Genomic DNA, 19343 nt, shown 5'->3' with positions numbered 1-19343 from the left:
GAGAGCGCGTGCGGTTTCAGGAGATGCCGAGTTCGTTGTCGAGTGCGTCGAAGAGTTCCTCGTCGGTCGCCGCGCCGAGGCCGTCCGCCTCCTCCGGCCCGGCGCCGGGCGCCGCGTCAGCGCCGTTCCACTTCCAGAGCAGCGTCTCCAGCCGCGCGACGACCTTCGAGCGGGAGTCGTCGTCGACCGGCCCCGACCACGCCGCCTCGATCCGTTCGAGGTCGGCCAGCAGCGCCCGCGCCGGGTCGGCGTCCTGCGGCGCGAACGCGGCCTGGAGGTGCCGGGCCAGCTCGCCGGGCGTCGGATGGTCGAAGACGAGCGTGGACGGCAGCCGCAGCCCGGTCGCCGAGCCGAGCCGGTTGCGCAGCTCGACGGCGGTGAGCGAGTCGAAGCCCAGCTCCTTGAAGGCGCGCCGCGCGTCCACGCCGTCGGCGACGCCGTGCCCGAGGACCGCCGCCGCCTGCCCGCACACCAGGTCCAGCAGGACGGTGTACCGCTCGTCCGGCGGGAGCTTCGCGAGGCGGTCCTCCAGGGACGTTCCGGCCGTGGCCCGTGCCGCGCCCGCCTGGGCCCGCCGGACGGGCGCGCGGACCAGGCCGCGGAGCAGGTGCGGGATCTCCTCCTGCGCCCGCAGCGCGGCGAGGTCGAGCTTCACCGGCACGAGGACGGGGTCGGCCGCGCGGGCCGCCTCGTCCAGCAGCGCCAGGCCCTCTTCGTCGGACAGCGCGCCGACGCCGGTCCGGCCGAGCCGCGACAGGTCGGTGCCGTCCATGTGCCCGGTCATGCCGCTGGCCCGCGCCCACAGGCCCCAGCCCAGCGACGTCGCCGGAAGGCCCCGCGAGACGCGGTGCCGCGCGAGCGCGTCGAGGAACGCGTTCGCCGCCGCGTAGTTCGCCTGCCCGGCCGCGCCCAGCGTCCCGGCGGCGGAAGAGAACATCACGAACTCCGCCAGTTCCGAACCTGCCGTCAGCTCATGCAGATGCCACGCGGCGTCCACCTTGGGCTTCAGGACGGTGTCGAGGCGTTCGGGGGTGAGTTGGGAGAGGACGCCGTCGTCGAGGACGCCGGCGGCGTGGATGACGGTGGTGAGGGGGTGCTGGTCGGGGATGTGGTTGAGGAGGGTGGCGAGTTGTTCGCGGTCTGCGGTGTCGCAGGCGGCGATGGTGACGTGGGCGCCCAGTTCGGTCAGTTCTTTGTGGAGTTGGGCGGCGCCTTCGGTGGCCGGGCCCCGGCGGCTGGTGAGGAGGAGCCGCCGGGCGCCCCGCTCGGTCACCAGATGGCGCGCGACCGTCCGGCCGAGCACGCCCAGACCGCCGGTGATCAGCACCGTGCCGTCGCTCTTCGGCTCGGACGGCAGGGTCAGGACGAGCTTGCCGATGTGCCGCGCCTGGCTGAGGAACCGGATGGCGTCGGGCGTGCGGCGGATGTCCCACGCGGTGATCGGCGGCGGCTCCAGCGCGCCGTCGGTGAACAGCCCGCCCAGCTCCAGCAGCATCTCCTGGATGCGGTCGGGGCCCGCGTCGAGCAGGTCGTAGACCCGGTAGGCCACGCCCTCGTACGCCTCGGCGACCGCCGCCGGGTCGCGCTTGTCGGTCTTGCCCATCTCCAGGAACCGTCCGCCGGGACGTTGCAGGCGCAGCGACGCGTCCACGAACTCCTTCGCCAGCGAGTTCAGGACGACGTCGATGCCCCGGCCGCCCACTGCCTTGCGGAAGTGCTCCTCGAACGCCAGGTCGCGGGACGAGGCGATGTGGTCCTCGTCCAGCCCCCACGAGCGCAGGACGTGCTGCTTCGCGGCGCTCGCCGTCCCGAACACCTCCAAACCCCAGTGCCGGGCCAGTTGCAGCGTCGCCATGCCCACACCGCCGGTCGCGGCGTGCAGCAGCAGCGACTCCCCGGCCTGGACGTCGGCGAGGTCGCGCAGCCCGTAGAAGGCCGTCATGAAGATCACCGGGACGGACGCGGCCTGCGCGAACGACCAGCCCGGCGGCATCGGCGCGACCATCCGCCGGTCCGTCACGGTGACCGGGCCGACGCCGCCCTCCAGCAGACCCATCACGCGGTCTCCGGGGCGCAGGCCCCGCACGTCCGGGGCGACCTCCAGGACGACTCCGGCGCCCTCACCGGCGGTGGGCCGTCCGTCCTCGGGGACCATGTCCAGCGCGACCAGCACGTCCCGGAAGTTCAGCCCGGCCGCGCGCAGCGCGATCCGCACCTCGCCCGGTTCGAGCTCCCGCAGCGCTTCGGGGGCCGGGTCGAGCGACAGCCCGTCCAGCGTGCCGCCGCCGCGCAGGGCGAGCTTCCACGTCTCCGCGTCCTCGGGGACCGTGAGCGCTCCGGCGCCGGTGTAGCGGGCGAGCCGCGCGGCGTGAACCGCGCCTTCGCGGAGCGCTGTCTGCGGTTCGCCCGAGGCCGCGGCGTCGAGGAGGACGGCGCGGGAGTCGTCCCGTCCGTCGATGTCGAGTAGGACGAAGCGGTCGGGGTTCTCCGTCTGCGCACTGCGGACGAGCCCCCAGACGGCGGCACCCGCCAGATCGTGCACGGCCTCCCCCGGACGCGTCGCCACCGCGCCGCGCGTGACGATCACGAGGCGGGAGCCGGTGAGGCGGTCGTCGGTGAGCCATTCCTGGAGGAGGGCGAGCGTCCGTCCGGTGGCGTCCCGGACGTCCGTGCCGGTGCCGGACACGAAGACCAGTTCCGGATCGGTGAGCGACTTGAGGTCCTGGTGCGCGTCTTGATGGGGGAACAGTTCCTCCAGGCCCGTGCCGAGGACGCTGTATCGCCGCCCATCGGACGGGGCGACCGTCACGGCCGGCCAGTCGAGCGCGAACAGCGAGTCGCGGATGGACGGCCTTTGCGTCTCCAACGGCCGCACCGTCAGCGCCTCTACCGTCGCGACGGGCATTCCGGCGGGGTCGGCCAGCGCCAGCGTCACCCGGTCGCCGGACTCCCGCGCCAGGCGGGCCCGCAGCGCCGTCGCGCCGACGGCCTCCAGGCGGACACCCGTCCACGAGAACGGCAACCGGACCGCGTCCGTCTCGCCGAAGAAGGCCATCGCGTGGAGCGCGGAGTCGAGAAGCGCCGGATGGACGGCGAAGCCTTCCGTGTCGGTGTCCGGCGGCAGGTCGACCTCGGCGTAAAGGGTGTCCTCTCCCTCGTGCCAAGCCGCCTGGAGTCCCTGGAAGAGCGGGCCGTATTCGTAGCCCTGGTCGGCGAGGCGCTCGTACATGCCGTCGAGGTCGATGGGCTTGGCGGTGTCGGGAATTCGCCCGTCGTAGGCGTCATTGCCGGGGTCCGCCTCCCCGACACTTCCGGACGCGTGCTGGATCCATTCGCCATCACCCTTGCGGGAGCGGATGGTGATTTCCTTTTCCGGGCTCAGGACGACCTGGATGTGCGTGAGGCTCTCGTCAAGCGTGAGCGGCGCGTTCAGGATGAGTTCCTGGACGGTGGGGTGCGTGTGGAGGGCCAGATCAAGGAACGCGGTCCCTGCCAGGAGAGGGGTGCCGGTGACGGCGTGGTCGGTGAGCCAGGGGTGGGTGTGGGTGGAGATGGCTCCGGTGTAGAGGGTGGTTCCGTCGGGGAGTTCGGTGGCGGTGGCCAGGAGTGGGTGCTCGGCGCTCTGGAGGCCGAGGTGCGGGGCGTCGGCTGCGGGCTGGGGCGGGTTGAGCCAGTACGACTGGTGCTGGAAGGGGTAGGTGGGGAGGTCAACTGGCGCTGCGTCCTTGGGGAGGAAGGGCGTCCAGTCGATGGTGGTGCCGTGGACGTGGAGGTGTGCGGCGGAGGTGAGGAATCGGTCGAGGCCGCCTTCGTCGCGCTTGAGTGTTCCGGTGACGAGGGTGTCTTCGTCGATGTCGCTGATGGGTGTGGTGAGGACGGGGTGAGCGCTGGCCTCGATGAACGTCTCATGCCCGTCGTTGAGGAGTTGCTGGATGGCGGGTTGGAATCGGACGGGGTTGCGGAGGTTGTTGTACCAGTACCGGCCGTCGAGGTGTTCGGTGTCGAGGCGTCGGCCGGTGAGGGTGGAGTAGAAGGGGATGCGGGGTGGCTGGGGGGTGATGTCGGCCAGGTCGGTGAGGATCTGCTCGCGGATGCGTTCGGTGTGGGCGCAGTGTGAGGCGTAGTCGACCGGCAGGACGCGGGCGTTGAGCCCTTCGTCTTTGCACGCGCCGACGATGGTTTCGATCGCGTCGGGGTCGCCGGAGATGACGGTCGCCAAAGGTCCGTTGAAGACGGCGATCTCCACGCCGTCGTGGGCGGCGATCCGCTGTTGTGTCTGCTCGGCCGACAGCGACAGGGACGCCATCGCACCGCTCCCCGACAGGGCGGTCAATGCGCGGCTGCGCAGTGCGACGACTTTGGCCGAGTCGTTGAGGGTGAGTGCTCCGGCGATGTGTGCGGCGGCGATCTCGCCTTGGGAGTGCCCGATGACGGCGTCCGGGGTCACACCGGCCGACTTCCACAGTTCGGCCAGGGACACCATGACGGCCCACAGCGTGGGTTGCAGAACGTCCACCCGCTCGAACCCGGTCCCCTCACGCAGGACTTCTTCGAGCGACCAGTCAATGAATGGATCGAGGGCCTCGGCGCAGCGCTTGATGGATTCGGTGAAGACCGGTGACTCGTCCAGGAGGGTGGCGGCCATTCCTTGCCATTGCCAGCCCTGTCCGGGGAACACCAGCACCGTCTTGCCGGGGGTTCCGGCGCGGCCTTGGACCAGGTGGGGTGCTTCGGCGCCGATGGCCAGTGCCCGCAGCCCTTCCTGGAACTGGTCGTGGGTCTCGGCGACGATGACGGCGCGGTGGTCGAGAGTCGCGCGGTTCGTCGCCAGGGCGGTCGCCACGCCCGCCACGTCATCGGTCACGCTCGTGAGCCGGTCGGCCTGGGCGCGGAGGGCGGGTTCGGTCTTGGCTGAGATCAGCCATGGCACCGGTCCCGACGACTCCGCCGGCTCCGTCGCCGGTTCTTCTGGGGCTTGTTCGAGGATGATGTGGGCGTTGGTGCCGCTGATCCCGAACGAGGACACCGCAGCGCGGCGCGGTTGATCCTTGTCCCACGGCTGCGACTCGGTGAGCAGTGACACCGCACCGGCGGACCAGTCGATGTGCGGGGATGGTTCGTCCACGTGCAACGTCTGGGGGAGGATGCCTGCGCGTATGGCGCCGACCATTTTGATGACGCCTGCGACTCCGGCGGCGGCCTGGGTGTGCCCGATGTTGGACTTCACCGACCCCAACCACAACGGACGACCCGCCGAACGCCCCCGCCCATAGGTCGCGAGAAGGGCCTGGGCCTCGATCGGGTCACCCAACGCCGTCCCGGTGCCGTGGGCCTCCACGACGTCCACATCACCGCCGGTCAAACCCGCATTGGCGAGAGCTTGCGTGATGACGCGTTCCTGTGAGGGGCCGTTGGGGGCGGTCAGGCCGTTCGACGCGCCGTCCTGGTTGACCGCCGAACCGCGCACCACCGCCAACACCCGGTGCCCGAGTCGTTTGGCATCCGACAAGCGCTCCAGCAACACCAAGCCGACGCCCTCGCCCCAACCCGTCCCATCAGCGGAGGCCGCGAACGCCTTGCAGCGGCCGTCCACCGACAAACCACGCTGCCGCGAGAACTCGATGAAGGTGTTGGGGGACGCCATAACGGTGGCGCCGCCCGCGAGAGCGAGGCCGCATTCGCCGTTCCGCAGTGCCTGGACCGCGAGATGCATGGCGACCAGCGAGGAGGAGCAGGCGGTGTCCACCGTGATCGCCGGGCCCTCCAACCCGAAGGTGTAGGCGACCCGGCCGGACGCCACGCTCGCCGTGCTGCCCATGCCGAGGTAGCCCTCAAGCTCCGGCGGCGGCGTGGGGAAGCGGGAGGCGTAGTCGTTGTACATGACGCTGGCGAACACGCCGGTGTCGCTTCCGCGCAGCGTCGTCGGGTCGATGCCGGACCGCTCGAACACCTCCCACGCGGTTTCGAGCAGCATCCGCTGTTGCGGGTCGACGGCGAGGGCTTCGCGCGGGGAGATGCCGAAAAGGTCGGCGTCGAAAAGGTCCGCGTTGTGAAGGAATCCGCCTTCCCGCACATATGAGGTCCCGGTGTGCTCGGGGTCGGGGTCATAGAGCGACTCGACATCCCAACCCCGGTTCTCCGGGAAGCCCGATACCGCGTCGCGGCCCTCGGCCACCAGCCGCCACAGCTCCTCCGGAGAGGTCACCTCGCCCGGGTAGCGGCAGGCCATGCCGACGATCGCGATCGGCTCGTCCTGGGCGACGGTCGCCCGCGCGGTCACCGCCGTGGTGGTCCCGGAGAACTGCGCCAGGATGTGGCGGGCCAGGGCCGAGGCGTTCGGGTGGTCGAAGACGGCGGTCGCCGGGAGGCGCAGTCCGGTGGCGGTGTTGAGCCGGTTGCGGAGTTCGATGCCCATCAGCGAGTCGAATCCGAGGTCGCGGAACGCCCGGTCGAGGGGAACGGCGTCGGTCTCGGCGTGGCCGAGGACGGCGGCCGCGTTGGTCGCGACGAGTTCCTCGATCTGGTGCGGTTCGGTGAGCGGCGCGGCGGACGCGGCGTCCGCCGCGGCCGCCCGGCGGCGCACGCGGACGAGCCCGCTCAGCAGGGCTGGCAGCGCCCCGGCCTCGGCCTGCGAGCGGAGGGCGGCGGTGTCGAGGCGGGCCGCCGCCAGCAGCGCGGAGTCGGCGGCGAGCGCGCCGTCGAGCAGGGCGAGGGCGTGGCCGTCGGACATCGGCAGGACGCCCGCGCGGCTCATCCGCTGCCGGTCGGAGCCGGTGAGCGTACCGGTGATGCCGCTTTCGGTGTCCCAGAGTCCCCAGGCGATGCTCGTCCCCGGCAGCCCCTCCGCACGGCGACGGCTCGCCAACGCGTCCAAAAACGCATTCGCCGCCGCGTAATTCGCCTGACCCGCACTCCCCGCCAACCCAGCAAGAGAAGAGAACAACACAAACACCGACACATCCCGCATCAACTCATGCAGATTCCACGCCGCATCCACCTTCGCCCGCAACACCGCATCCAACGCCCCACCCGACAGCGAAGCGATCGTCGCATCCTCCACCACCCCGGCCGCATGAACCACGGCAGTGACCCGCACACCAGACAAGGCCCCAGCCAAAGCATCACGGTCAGCGACATCACACGCCACCACCGACACCTCAGCCCCAAGCCCCACCAACTCATCCCGCAGAGCCCCAGCACCCCCACGACGACTCATCAACATCAGATCGCGGACACCGTGCTCCACCACCAGATGCCGCGCCACCACACCACCCAGCACACCCGTACCACCCGTGATCAGAACCGTCCCGTCACCCCAAGAGCCGCCGGTACCGGCGGTGGTGCGGGACAGGCGGGGGACGAGGACCTCCCCGTCCCGGACGGCCACCTGCGTCTCGCCGTCCAGCAGCGTCTGGAGGGCGGCGAGGAGATCGCCGCCGTCGGAGTCGAGGAGTCCGAAGCGGCCGGGGTTCTCCGACTCTGCGGACCGCCACAGCCCCCAGGCCGGAGCGGTGGCCAGGTCGCGGACGCCCTCGTCCGGCAGCACGGCGACGGCCCCGGAGGTCACGAGGACGAGCCGGGCCGAGGCGAAGCGGTCATCGTCTGACCAGCGGCGGGCAAGGTCCAGGACGTCGCGAGCGGCGGCGTGGGCGGCCGCGACGGGATCGTCGCCCTCGGAGGACCGCGGAACCAGCACGATCCGGGGCGCGACCGCCCCGCCGTCGACCGCTTCGGCGAGCGCGGCCAGGTCGGGGAGGCTCGGGAGGCCGGCGAGATCCGAGCCGAGCACCACGACCCCGTCCACCTCAGAGGGACGGCTCCCGGGGACGGTGTTCCACACGACCTCAAGCAGCCCGTCGCGTCCCGCCGGCGCCGCCTCGACGGACGCCGGGGCGGGACGCACCGAAACCGTGTCGATCGCGACCACCGGCGAGCCCGCCGGGTCGGTGGCGACGAGGCCGAGGGCGCCGTCGCCCTTCGGCGTCAGCCGGACGCGGAGGCTCGTCGCGCCGGTGGCGAGCAGCCGCGCGCCGCCGAAGGAGAACGGCAGCCGCAGTGTGTCCCCGGCCGGGGTCGCGAGCGCGAACGCGTGGAGGGCGGCGTCCAGGAGGGCGGGGTGGACGCCGAAGTGCCCGGCGGCGTCGGACTGGTCCGCGGGCAGCGCCACCTCGGCGCAGATGTCGTCGCCGTCGCGCCACGCGGCTCGCACGCCCCGGAACGCGGGCCCGTACTCGTATCCGAGAGCGGCCAGTTCGTCGTAGCGCCCGTCCAGGGGGATGGGCTCGGCCCCGACCGGCGGCCACGCGGTCTGGGCCTCGGTAGCAGGAGTTTCGGAGGAAGCGACGAGCTGGCCGGTCGCGTGCGTCGTCCAGGTCTCGCCGTCCAGGGACGACCGGATGACGATCTCCCGTGACGCGGACGTCTCGACGCGCAGTCGCGGGGACGCGCCGTCCGGCAGGACGAGCGGCGCCTCCAGGACGAGTTCGCCGAGCGTGTCGCAGCCGGCGTGGTCGGCGGCGTGCAGGGCGAGTTCGGCGAGGGCCGTGCCGGGCAGCAGGACGGCGCCGCCGACGGAGTGGTCGGCGAGCCAGGGGTGGGTGCGGACCGAGAGCCGTCCGGTGGACACGGCGGCGCCGTCCGCGAGGTCGACGACGGCGGCGAGGAGGGGGTGGCCCGCCGCGGCCTGCCCGAGGCCGGTGGCGTCGCCCGCCGCCTCGGGGGCGTCGAGCCAGTAGGGGCGGTGGTCGAAGGCGTAGGTGGGCAGGTCGACGCGGCGCGCGCCGGCGAACAGCGGGGTCCAGTCGGCGGGGGTGCCGTGGGCGTGGGCGGCGGCGACGGCGGCGACGAGCGTCTCCGGTTCGGGGCGGTCGTGGCGCAGGGTCGCGGCGAGCGCGGCCGGGGCGTCGCCGGTGCGGCACTCGTGGGCCATCGCGGTGAGGACGGCGTCGGGCCCGAGTTCGAGGAAGCAGCCCGTCCCGGCGGCTTCGAGGGCGCGGACGCCGTCGAGGAACCGGACCGGCTCCCGGACGTGCCGCACCCAGTAGCCCGGGTCGGTCAGCTCATCGGTGGCGATCTCACCGGTCAGGTTGGACACGACGGGGATGCTCGGGCGCCGGTAGGTGAGCCCGGCGGCGACCTCGCCGAACTCCTCCAGCGCCGAGTCCATGTGGGCGGAGTGGAAGGCGTGGCTGACCCGCAGCCGCCGCGTCTTGCGGCCGAGCCCGGCGAAGTGCGCGGCGGCCTCCTCGACGGCGTCGGCGTCACCGGAGATCACCACGGCGGCGGGGCCGTTGACGGCGGCGATGCCGGCCCGCCCGTCCAGGACGTCCCGCACCTCGTCCTCGCTCGCGCGGACGGCGACCATCGCGCCGTCGGAGCGCGCGGCCTGCATGAGCCTTCCCCGCGCGGCGACGAGCGCGCACGCGTCCTCCAGCGAGAACACCCCGGCGACATGCGCGGCTGCCAGCTCGCCGATCGAGTGCCCGAGGACGTGGTCGGGCGCAGGCAGGAACTCGCGGACGAGCCGGTACAGCGCCACCTCGACGGCGAACAGTCCCGCCTGCGCGAAGACGGTCTGGTCGAGCGGCCCCGCCTCCTCGGACCCGGGCTCGGCGAACAGGACGGAAAGCAGGGGGCGCGGCAGATGCGGGTCGAGCGCGGCGCGGATCTCGTCGATCGCGGCGGCGAAGACGGGGAACCCGGCGTAGAGCTCGCGCCCCATCCCGGGACGCTGCCCGCCCTGCCCGCCGAACAGGAACGCGAGGCCGCCGGGCGCGGCCGTCCCACGAACCAGCCCCGGCGCGCTCTCACCGGCGGCGAGGGCCTCCAACCCGCGCAGCAGCCCGGAGGCATCCGCGCCGACGACGGCCGCGCGGTGCTCGAACCGGCTGCGCGTGGTCGCCAGCGACAGCCCCACGTCGGCGACGGAGGCGGTCCGGAGGCCGGCGTGGTCGAGCAGCCGCCGCGCCTGGCCGCGCAGCGCCGTCTCGGACTTCGCCGACAGCACCCACCCGGTCACCGGCGCCGCCGCACCGGCGGGCTGCGGCTCCCCGGCGGACTCCGCGGGCGCCTCCTCCAGAAGGACGTGCGCGTTGGTGCCGCTGATCCCGAACGACGACACCCCGGCGCGGCGGACGCGGTCCCCCGCGTCCCACGGGCGGGACTCCGTCAGGAGCGACACCGCCCCCGCCGACCAGTCGACGTGCGGCGACGGCGCGTCCACGTGCAGCGTCCGCGGCAGGACGCCGTTGCGCAGCGCCATCACCATCTTGATCACACCGGCGACCCCGGCGGCCGCCTGGGCGTGCCCGATGTTGGACTTCACCGACCCCAGCCACAGCGGATGCCCGGCGGGACGCGCCCGCCCGTAGACGGCGAGGAGCGCCTGCGCCTCGATCGGGTCGCCCAGTCTGGTGCCGGTGCCGTGCGCCTCGACCGCGTCGATGTCGGCGGGGCCCAGCCCGGCGCTCGCCAGCGCCGCGCGGATCACACGTTCCTGCGACGGGCCGTTCGGGGCGGTGAGCTGGCTGCTGTGCCCGTCCTGGTTCACGGCGGACCCGCGCAGCACGGCGAGGACGGGGTGGCCGTGGCGGCGGGCGTCCGAGAGCCGCTCCAGCAGCACGAGGCCCGCGCCCTCGCCGAGGCCGGTGCCGTCGGCGGACGCGGCGAACGCCTTGCAGCGGCCGTCGCGGGACAGGCCGCGCTGGCGGGCGAACTCCACGAACGTGCCGGGCGTCGCCATGACGCTGACGCCGCCCGCCAGGGCGAGCGAGCACTCGCCGTTCCGCAGCGCCTGCGCGGCCAGGTGCAGCGCGACCAGCGACGAGGAGCAGGCGGTGTCGACGGTCACGGCGGGCCCCTCGAACCCGAACAGGTAGGAGACGCGGCCGGAGGCGACGCTGCCCGCGCTGCCGTTCACGACATGGCCGTCGAGGCCCTCGGGGACCGTGTGCAGCCGGGAGGCGTAGTCGCCGTACATGACGCCGGCGAACACGCCGGTGCCGCTGCCGCGCAGGCCGGCCGGGTCGAGGCCCGCGCGCTCCAGCGCCTCCCACGCCAGCTCCAGCAGCAGCCGCTGCTGCGGGTCGGTGGCGAGCGCCTCGCGCGGGCTCATCGCGAAGAACGGCGCGTCGAACAGGTCGGCGTCGTGGAGGAAGCCGCCGTCGCGCGCGTAGCAGGTGCCGGGACGGGACGCGTCCGGGTCGTAGAGGCGCTCCAGGTCCCAGCCGCGGTCACTCGGGAACGGGGAGACGGCGTCGCGGCCGCCGTCGACCAGCCGCCACAGGTCCTCGGGCGAGGACACCCCGCCCGGGTAGCGGCACGCCATGCCGACGACGGCGATCGGCTCGCGCCGCGCCGCCTCCAGCTCGGCGAGCCTCCCGCGGGTCTGGTGCAGGTCCGCCGTCACCCGCTTGAGGTAGTCGCGCAGCTTCTCTTCATTCGCCATGCGAGGCCATCCCGTCCTGCCCGTCCTGCGTCATGCCAGCAACCTCGGAGACGGCGCTAACGGTCCGCTTTACGCGCTCTAAAGCGCGCCGCGGCCTCGGCGCGGGCTCCGGACGCGCGGCAAGCAGCCGATTAGCGCGGCTTTAGCGGGCGTCCCGAGCATGGCCGGGACATCGAGACCCCACATGCCCGGGAGTGGGGCATGAGGAGGGACCCATGGACATCTCGGAGGTCCGCGTCCTGGCGGCGGGGACGGCGCTGCCCGGCCCGCCGATCGACAACGCGGCGCTCGCCCGGCGGTTCGGCATGGACGGCGCGTGGGAGCAGTGGATCGCGGCGTTCGTCGGCACCGACAGCCGGCACCTCGCCGTCGACCTGGACACCGGCGAGGTCCGCTCGTCGCTGTCGGAGCTCGGCGCGCTCGCCGCCGAGCGCGCCCTGCGCGGCGCGGCGCTGCGGCCCGCCGACATCGACGTGCTGGTGCTCGGCACGTCCACACCGGAGATGCTGATGCCCGCGACCGTGAACGTGGTCGCGGACCGGCTCGGCATCAACGACGTCCCGACCTACCAGCTCCAGTCCGGGTGCGCGGGCGCCGTCCAGGCGCTGGACGTGGCGCGCGGGATGCTCGCGAACGGGGCGCGGAACGCGCTGGTCATCGGCGGGGAGGTGTGCGCGAAGCACTTCGACCTGTCGGTGGACCTCAAGGACCTCTCGCCCGCCGAGCTGGTCAACGTCGTGCTGTTCGGCGACGGGGCCGGGGCCGCCGTGCTCACCGCCGACCCGGTGGAGGGCGTCCCGGCGGTCCGGCGGGTGCTGAACCGGCTGACCGGCCAGGGCCGGGAGCCCGGCCAGTCCGTGCAGTGGTTCGGGCTGGCCGACCGCGCGTCCGCGGCGGCCGCCGTCAAGGAGGACTACAAGGCGATCGAGGAGTCGGTGCCGCTGATGGCCGCCGAGATCGTCAAGGAGCTGCTGGCCGACACCGGCTGGGACGCGACCGACGTCGACTACCTGCTGCCGCCGCAGCTGTCGGGGAGGATGACCGCGCGGATCGTCGAGGAGCTGGGCCTGGCGGCGGCCGAGGAGGTCAGCTGCGTGCGCGAGACCGCCAACACCGGCAACGCGCTGCCGTTCTTCCAGTTCGAGCGCGCCCTCGCGGAGATGACCACCGGTGACCGCGCGCTGTGCGTCGCGGTCGAGTCGAGCAAATGGATCAAGGCCGGAATCGCGCTGGAGTGTGTCTGACCCATGTCCGCCGACGAGCTGACATCGCTGCACCGGTCCGGGCGCGTCCCGGCCGAGTTCCCCCGCGTCCCCCGCCTGCTGGACGGGGCGACGCCCGACGAGCTGGCCCGCGCCGGACGGCTGCTGGCCGCCGTCGACCCCGGCGAGGTGCTCCGCGAGCATCCGGGCACGCCGGTGCTGAAGGCCGCCGTGACCGGCCACGGCACGCTCTCCGGGCTCGTCCCGTCGCTGACCGCCGAGCTGGCCCGGCACGGGACGCTGCTGCGCCCGGCCGCGTCGGACTTCGACTCCTACGTGTTCGACCTGTCCGACCCCGAGGGGTTCGCCGGGGACGCCGACGTCGTCCTGTGCGTGCTGGACCACGACATCGTGACGGGCGAGCTGCCCGTCCCGTGGAAGGTCACGGACCTGGAGCGGGTCCTCGCCGAGAAGGTGTCGCTGGTCGCGGGCCTGGCGGGACGGTTCGCCGCCGCGTCCCGGGCGACGCTCGTCCTCAACACGCTGCCGCTCCCCCGGAGCGTTCCGGCGCAGCTCGTCGACCACCGGTCCCGGGCGCTCGCGGGCGCGGCGTGGCGGGAGGCCAACGCGCGGCTGCTGCGGCTGACCGCCGAGCACTCCGGCGTGGTCGTCATCGACCTCGACCCGCTGACCGCCGAGGGCGTGCCGGTCACCGATCCCCGGTTGGGCGTCTACGCGAAGGCGCACCTGGCGCCCGGTCTGCTCGCCGCGTACGCGCGGGAGGTCGGGCACCTGGCCCGGCACCTCACCGGGCGCGGCAAGAAGTGCCTCGTCCTCGACCTGGACGACACGGTCTGGGGCGGGATCCTCGGCGAGGACGGCGCCGAGGGCATCGAGGTCGGGCACTCGCCGCGCGGGGAGGCGTTCACCGCGTTCCAGCGGGTCGCCAAGCAGATCACCGCGCAGGGCGTCCTGCTGGCCGCCGTCAGCAAGAACGACCTGGAGCCCGTCCGGGAGGTGCTGCGCGACCACCCCGGCATGGTGCTGCGCGAGGAGGACTTCGTCCGGGTCGTCGCGAACTGGCGCCCCAAGCACGACAACCTGCGGGAGCTGGCCGCCGACCTCAACATCGGCGTCGACGCGTTCGTGTTCGCCGACGACAGCCCCTACGAGCGCGGGCTGGTGCGCCGGGAGCTGCCCGGCGTCGCGGTCGTGGACCTGGACCGCGAGCCCGCCGGGCACCCGGGTGCGCTGCTGGCCGACGGCTGGTTCGACACCGTCGAGCTGTCGGACGAGGACCACGCGCGGCCCGCCCGCTACCGGCAGGAGATGGCGCGCCGCGACTTCCTGGAGAGCTTCGACTCGATCGAGGAGTACCTGCGGGAGCTGGGCGTGACCGTGCGGATGGCGCGCGCCGCGTCCCGCGAGCTGCCGCGGCTGTCCCAGATCACGCTGCGCACCAACCAGTTCAACCTGACGACGCGGCGGCTCCGGCAGGCCGACGTCGAGGCGCTCGCCGCCGACCCGCGGGCGTTCCCGCTCGCCGTGCACGCCTCCGACCGGATGGGCGACAACGGCGTCGTCGGCGCCGTGTTCGCGCGGCGCGACGGCGGCACCGTCCACATCGACAACTTCCTGCTGAGCTGCCGGGTGTTCTCGCGCGGCATCGAGCAGGCGTGCCTGGCGGCGCTGCTGCGGCACGCGAAGGACACCGGCGCGGCGGAGGTCCGGGCCTCCTACCGGCCGAGCGCCAAGAACGGCAAGGTCGCGGACTTCTATCCCCGCTCCGGCTTCGTCCCGGTCGCCGAGGACGAGGACGGGACGCACTTCCGGCACGACCTCGCCGAGCTGCCCGAGCCGCCCGAGCACGTCAGGCTCACCACCGACTTCGAAGGGACCCCGTCGTGAGAAGCATCGACGACTTCGTCGCGCTCGTCCGCGACGAACTCGGCCTGCCGGTGACCAGCGAGACCGTCGGCACCGGGTTCGACGAGCTGCCCGGCTGGGACTCGGTGCACCTGCTGGCGCTGATGGTCGTGCTGGAGCGCGAGACCAGCCGCCCGATCTCCCTGCCCGACCTGCTGGAGGCGCCGAGCCTCGCCGGCATCTACGAGCTGGCGGCCGGCGCGTGAGCCGTCCGCCGCACCGAAAGGAAGCACCGTGAACGCTGAGGAAAGCACCTCCGTCGTCGTGGTGGGCGGCGGGCCCACCGGCATGATGCTGGCCGGGGAGCTGCGGCTCGCCGGGGTCGACGTCGTCCTGCTGGAGCGGATCGGGACGCTCCACGAGCACACGCACTCGATGGGCCTGCACCCGCGCGCCGCCGAGGCGCTCGACCAGCGCGGGCTGATGGACCGGTTCGGCGGGCCGCTGCCGAAGTGGCCGCGCCTGCACTTCGGGCTCATCTGGCTGGACGTGGAGAAGGTCGGCGAGGACGAGTACACGCTCGCCTCCCCCGACTGGCGCGCCGAGGAGATCCTGGAGGAGCGGGCGGTGGAGCTCGGCGCGGACGTCCGCCGCGGGCACCGCGCGACGAGCCTGCGGCAGGACGGGTCGGGCGTCACCCTCGGCGTGTCCTGCGCCGACGGCGACTACGAGATCCGCTGCTCCTACCTGGTCGGCTGCGACGGGCCCGACAGCCCCGTCCGGGAGATGGCCGGGTTCGACGTCACCGAGAGCACGCTGTCCTACTACGGCGTGTTCGGCGACTTCAAGGTCGCCGCCGGGGAGTCCCCCGAGTTCGACACCGGCCTGTACGCGGACGGGATGACCTCGGTGCTGCCGTTCGGCGACGGCCTGATCCGCGTGATGTCGGTCGAGTTCGACCGGCGCCCGCCCGCCGCCGACGTGCCGCTGAGCAAGGACGAGCTGCTGGCCTCCCTGCGCCGCGCGTCCGGCGAGGAGCCCGAGCTGGGCGAGCCCGAGCGGCTGTTCCGCTACGGCGGGCCGACCCGGCACGCCGACGGCTACCGCAAGGGGCGGGTGTTCCTCGCGGGCGAGGCGGCGCACGCCCACTTCGTCCACGCCGCGCACGGCAAGAGCACCGGCATCCACGACGCGCTCAACCTGGCGTGGAAGCTCGGCGCGGAGCTGAACGGGTGGGCGCCCCCGGGGCTGCTCGACAGCTACGACGCCGAGCGGCGGCCGGTCGGCGACCGCGCCTGCCTGCACGGCGAGGCGCAGCTCGCCGTGTTCCGGTCGGGGAGGACGACCTCGGCGCTGCGGGAGCTGATGGCCGAGCTGATCCGCTACGACGAGGTCAACCGGCAGCTCATCACGCAGGTGACCGACGTGCGCTACCCGCTGGGCAGCGACGCCGCCCCGCACCCGCTGGTGGGCGCGCGCGTCCCGAACACGCTGCTGGCCGTGAAGGACGAGCGGCCGCTCGCCGCCGGCTGCGGCGTCCTCTATGACCTTTCGGGGTCCGAGCCTGACCAGGCCCGGGTCACCGGATGGGCCGACCGCGTCGACGTGGTCGCCGCCGAGCCGCACCCCGGGCTCGACGCGGCCGCGCTGCTCGTCCGGCCGGACGGCTTCGTCGCCTGGGCGACACCCGGCGACGGCGTGGACACGGGGCTGCGCGAGGCCCTCACGCGGTGGTTCGGAGAGCCGACATCCTGAGAGCCGTCCCGTGACCGCCGCGGAAAGGGGGCACCGGTGATCCCGGTGCCCCCTTTCGGGTGCGGCGCTCAGGCGTTGACGCGGGCCGGGTTCCCCGCGGCAGCGTGCCCGGCGGCGCCGTCCGGCGTCGCGCCCGAGGACGCCAGCTCGGCCAGCACCTCCCGGACCGAGGACGCGAACGCCCGCACGAGCCCCTCGTCCAGGAACCCGCCGTTGAACGCGAACTCGACGGTCAGGCGGCCGTCGAGGGTGAGCACGAACGCGGTCAGCGGCCCCATCGCGGCCAGCCCGAACCAGCGGAAGCCGGTGATCTCCACGCCGGGCGGGGTGACCGGTGTGGAGATCGCGCCCGCGTTGGTGACGACCAGGCTCGGCATCAGCAGGCTCGGGTCCTCCAGCAGCCGGTGCACGCCGAGGATCTCCAGCTCCAGGTCGCCGCGCTCGCGGGCGCGCCGGAACCCCTCGTTCAGCCGGGCGCCGACGGCGGTCGCCTCACCGTCCTCGGGCACCTCGGCGTAGGCGGTGAACCAGGACGCGGCGAGCACCATGTCCTCGCGGTCCACCTCCGGGTCCAGCCGCGACCGGAGGTCCACCGGCGTGAGGCAGCTCAGGTTCGCGGGGCCGGACGGCGCGTCCAGGTGCCGGCGCAGCGCGGTCAGCAACGCGCCGGACACCAGCCAGTGCCGGCTCAGCCCGTCCCGCTTCGCCGCCGCCGAGATCGCCTCGGTGTCCGCCGCGCTCAGCCGGATCTGCTCCAGCCGGATGCCCGGCTCCCCGCCCGCGCCGTAGGGGAGCGTGACCGGGCGCATCTCCTTCGCCTCCGCGACGCGGCGGGCGACGTGCGCGGAGATGTCCTCCTCGGACCAGGGGCGCAACCGGACCTGGACCGGCTCCGGCACGGCCCGGGGCGGCGCGTCCGGCGCGGCGCCCGCGACGGCGCGGGTGTAGTGGTCCCAGAACGCCTCGTGCAGCGTGACGACGCTGATGCCGTCCGACACGGCGTGGTCGACGGCGAACACCACGACGTCCTCGCGGTCCTCGCCGTCCGCGTCGTCGCCGCGCAGGAGCACCGCGCGGACCAGCGCCTCGCCGGGGTCGAGTGGCGTCTGGATCTCCTCCTCCAGCGCGTCCCGGCCGCCGGGGCGGACCTGGAGGACGGGGTGGTCCGCCGGGTCGAGCGGCTCGAACCGCAGGCCGTCCGGCGTCCGCACGACGTGGCTCCGCAGCGCGGGATGCTCGGCGACCTTGGCGGCGAAGGCGGCGGCGAGCGCGTCCGCGTCGATCCCGCCGCGCAGCGTGCACACCACGGTGATGCGCGTGCTCGCGTCGCCGACGAGCATCGCCTCGACGGCGTTCAGCTTTCGTTCCACGTGGCACAGCCTCCTGTGTCGGGCCTGCTGAATAGGGGTCGAGCACAACCTCCTCGGCGCGGCTAAACCGCCGCTAATCCCATGGAACCGCCTAAGCGCGGGTTTAGGGGGCGCGCCCAGGCTTGCGGCCGGCCGAACGGCCCCCACCGGGGCCCTGAGGAGAGAGGTGCGCATGACGACGACACGGAGAGCGGTGCTGAAGGGCGGTGCCGCGACCCTGGCAGCCGCCGGGCTCGGCGTGATGGGCCTGGCGGGCAGCGCGGGCGCGCAGGCGACGGAGTGGGACCGGCTGCGCAGGCGGCTGGGCGACCGCCTCGTGCTGCCGTCCGACGCCGGGTACGCCGCCGCCAAGCAGATCCAGTGGACCGAGTTCGACGGCGTCAACCCGGCCGGGGTGGCGTACTGCACGTCGCCGGGGGACGTGCAGGCGTGCCTGTCGTTCGCGCAGTACAACGGCATCGCGGCGGTGCCGCGCAGCGGCGGCCACAGCTACGGCGGGTACTCCACCTCCACCGGGCTCGTCATCGACGTGTCCCGGATCAACGGGATCCAGATGAAGGGCGACACGACCTACATGGGCCCCGGCGCCCAGCTCGTCGACGTCGTCGACACCCTGTCCAGGAACGGCGCGGCCGTGTCCGCCGGGCTGTGCCCGACGGTCGCGATGGGCGGCTACCTCCAGGGCGGCGGCATCGGCTGGCAGACCCGCGCGCTCGGCATCGGCTGCGACACGGTCGAGTCGGCGCAGGTCGTCCTCGCCGACGGGCGGGTCGTGACCTGCTCGGAGAAGTCCTATCCCGACCTGTTCTGGGCGCTGCGCGGCGGTGGCGGCGGCAACTTCGGCATCGTCACCGGCTACCAGCGCCGGCACGCGATGGTCCCCCGGATGGTCAACTTCACCCTGTACTGGGCGTGGGACGACGTGCAGCGCGTCATGGCCGCCTGGCAGAAGTGGTCGCGGACCGTCCCGGACAACCTCGGGTCGCGGTGGCTGTTCATCCACTTCGACGCGGCGCCCGGCAACGTCCCCTACCTGATCACCGACGGCGCGTTCCTCGGCTCGCCGGAGGACCTCGCCCCGCACCTGGAGGCGCTGATCTCCGAGGTGGGCAGGCGGCCGCAGAAGCGCGACGTCAACGACCTGACGTTCCGGGACGCGATGATGACGTGGTTCGACTGCACCACCAAGACCGTCGCGCAGTGCCACCGGGTCGGCGCGAACCCCGAGGCGATGCTCCCCCGCACCGGGTACACGCTGGAGCGGACCCGCATCTTCCGCAAGGACGCGCCCGCCGCCGGGCTGGAGGCGATGGTCGAGGCGTTCGACGCCGACCGCAAGGCCGGGCACATCAGGTTCGTGCAGGCGTTCGCGCTCGGCGGGGTCTCGGCGCGGCCGTCCCGCACCGACACCGCCTACGTCCACCGCGACGCGCTGTTCACCGTCAACTGGTCGACGATGGTGCCGCCCGCGGGCGCGACGCAGGAGGACCGGGCGATCGCCCGCCGGTGGATCGACAACGCCTTCACCGTCACCGACCGGTACTCCTCGCACGAGACGTACCAGAACTACATCGACCCCGAGCTGACCGACTGGCGGCGCGCGTACTACGCCGAGAACTATCCCCGGCTCGTCGATGTGAAGCGCCGCTACGACCGGTACGGGTTCTTCGACTTCGAGCAGGCCATCGGCTGACCCGCCCGGCC

General features: G+C 73.3%; 7 protein-coding genes. 5 read left to right on the top strand and 2 right to left on the bottom strand.

Annotation, left to right across the window (positions count from 1 at the left end; translation table 11 throughout):
* Positions 1 to 16: 16 nt before the first annotated feature.
* Positions 17 to 11446, bottom strand: a complete 11430-nt coding sequence (locus GNZ18_RS09165; RefSeq protein ID WP_156215827.1) for a type I polyketide synthase — start codon at positions 11444 to 11446, stop codon at positions 17 to 19.
* Positions 11447 to 11661: 215 nt separating this feature from the next.
* Between GNZ18_RS09165 and GNZ18_RS09160 the strand changes: the two genes are divergently transcribed.
* The 4 genes from GNZ18_RS09160 to GNZ18_RS09145 are packed head-to-tail and all read left to right on the top strand — an operon-like array spanning position 11662 to position 16269.
* Entirely contained in the window at positions 11662 to 12690 is a 1029-nt protein-coding gene (locus GNZ18_RS09160; RefSeq protein WP_156215826.1) for a 3-oxoacyl-ACP synthase III family protein, read from the top strand.
* Positions 12691 to 12693: 3 nt separating this feature from the next.
* Positions 12694 to 14556 (top strand): HAD-IIIC family phosphatase, encoded by a 1863-nt coding sequence (locus GNZ18_RS09155; protein ID WP_156215825.1) that lies wholly within the window; start codon positions 12694 to 12696, stop codon positions 14554 to 14556.
* On the top strand, positions 14553 to 14780 hold the full coding sequence (locus tag GNZ18_RS09150; RefSeq protein ID WP_214618511.1) for an acyl carrier protein: 228 nt from the start codon (positions 14553 to 14555) through the stop codon (positions 14778 to 14780). The genes GNZ18_RS09155 and GNZ18_RS09150 overlap by 4 nt, the downstream gene beginning before the upstream one ends.
* 28 nt (positions 14781 to 14808) lie before the next feature.
* Entirely contained in the window at positions 14809 to 16269 is a 1461-nt protein-coding gene (locus GNZ18_RS09145; RefSeq protein ID WP_156215824.1) for an FAD-dependent monooxygenase, read from the top strand.
* A gap of 68 nt (positions 16270 to 16337) precedes the next feature.
* Here GNZ18_RS09145 and GNZ18_RS09140 read toward each other — a convergent pair whose 3' ends face one another.
* Positions 16338 to 17639: a phthiocerol/phthiodiolone dimycocerosyl transferase family protein gene (locus GNZ18_RS09140; RefSeq protein WP_173390700.1), complete on the bottom strand. Its 1302-nt coding sequence runs from the start codon at positions 17637 to 17639 to the stop codon at positions 16338 to 16340.
* Between the two features lie 172 nt (positions 17640 to 17811).
* Between GNZ18_RS09140 and GNZ18_RS09135 the strand changes: the two genes are divergently transcribed.
* The gene (locus GNZ18_RS09135) at positions 17812 to 19332 is read left to right on the top strand and encodes an FAD-binding oxidoreductase (protein ID WP_156215822.1); all 1521 of its coding nucleotides are present in this window, start codon (positions 17812 to 17814) and stop codon (positions 19330 to 19332) included.
* Positions 19333 to 19343 lie beyond the last annotated feature (11 nt).

The organism is Actinomadura litoris (genome assembly GCF_009733595.1).
In the GTDB taxonomy this organism is placed as follows: domain Bacteria; phylum Actinomycetota; class Actinomycetes; order Streptosporangiales; family Streptosporangiaceae; genus Spirillospora; species Spirillospora litoris.
Note: the sequence above shows the minus strand (reverse complement) of the source record. Positions and strands in the feature narration are given on the sequence as shown.

Excerpts from the sequence above, each read along its gene's own strand:
- GNZ18_RS09165 (WP_156215827.1), bottom strand. The coding sequence starts at position 11,446 with ATGGCGAATGAAGAGAAGCTGCGCGACTACCTCAAGCGGGTGACGGCG.
- GNZ18_RS09160 (WP_156215826.1), top strand. The coding sequence starts at position 11,662 with ATGGACATCTCGGAGGTCCGCGTCCTGGCGGCGGGGACGGCGCTGCCC.
- GNZ18_RS09155 (WP_156215825.1), top strand. The coding sequence starts at position 12,694 with ATGTCCGCCGACGAGCTGACATCGCTGCACCGGTCCGGGCGCGTCCCG.
- GNZ18_RS09135 (WP_156215822.1), top strand. The coding sequence starts at position 17,812 with ATGACGACGACACGGAGAGCGGTGCTGAAGGGCGGTGCCGCGACCCTG.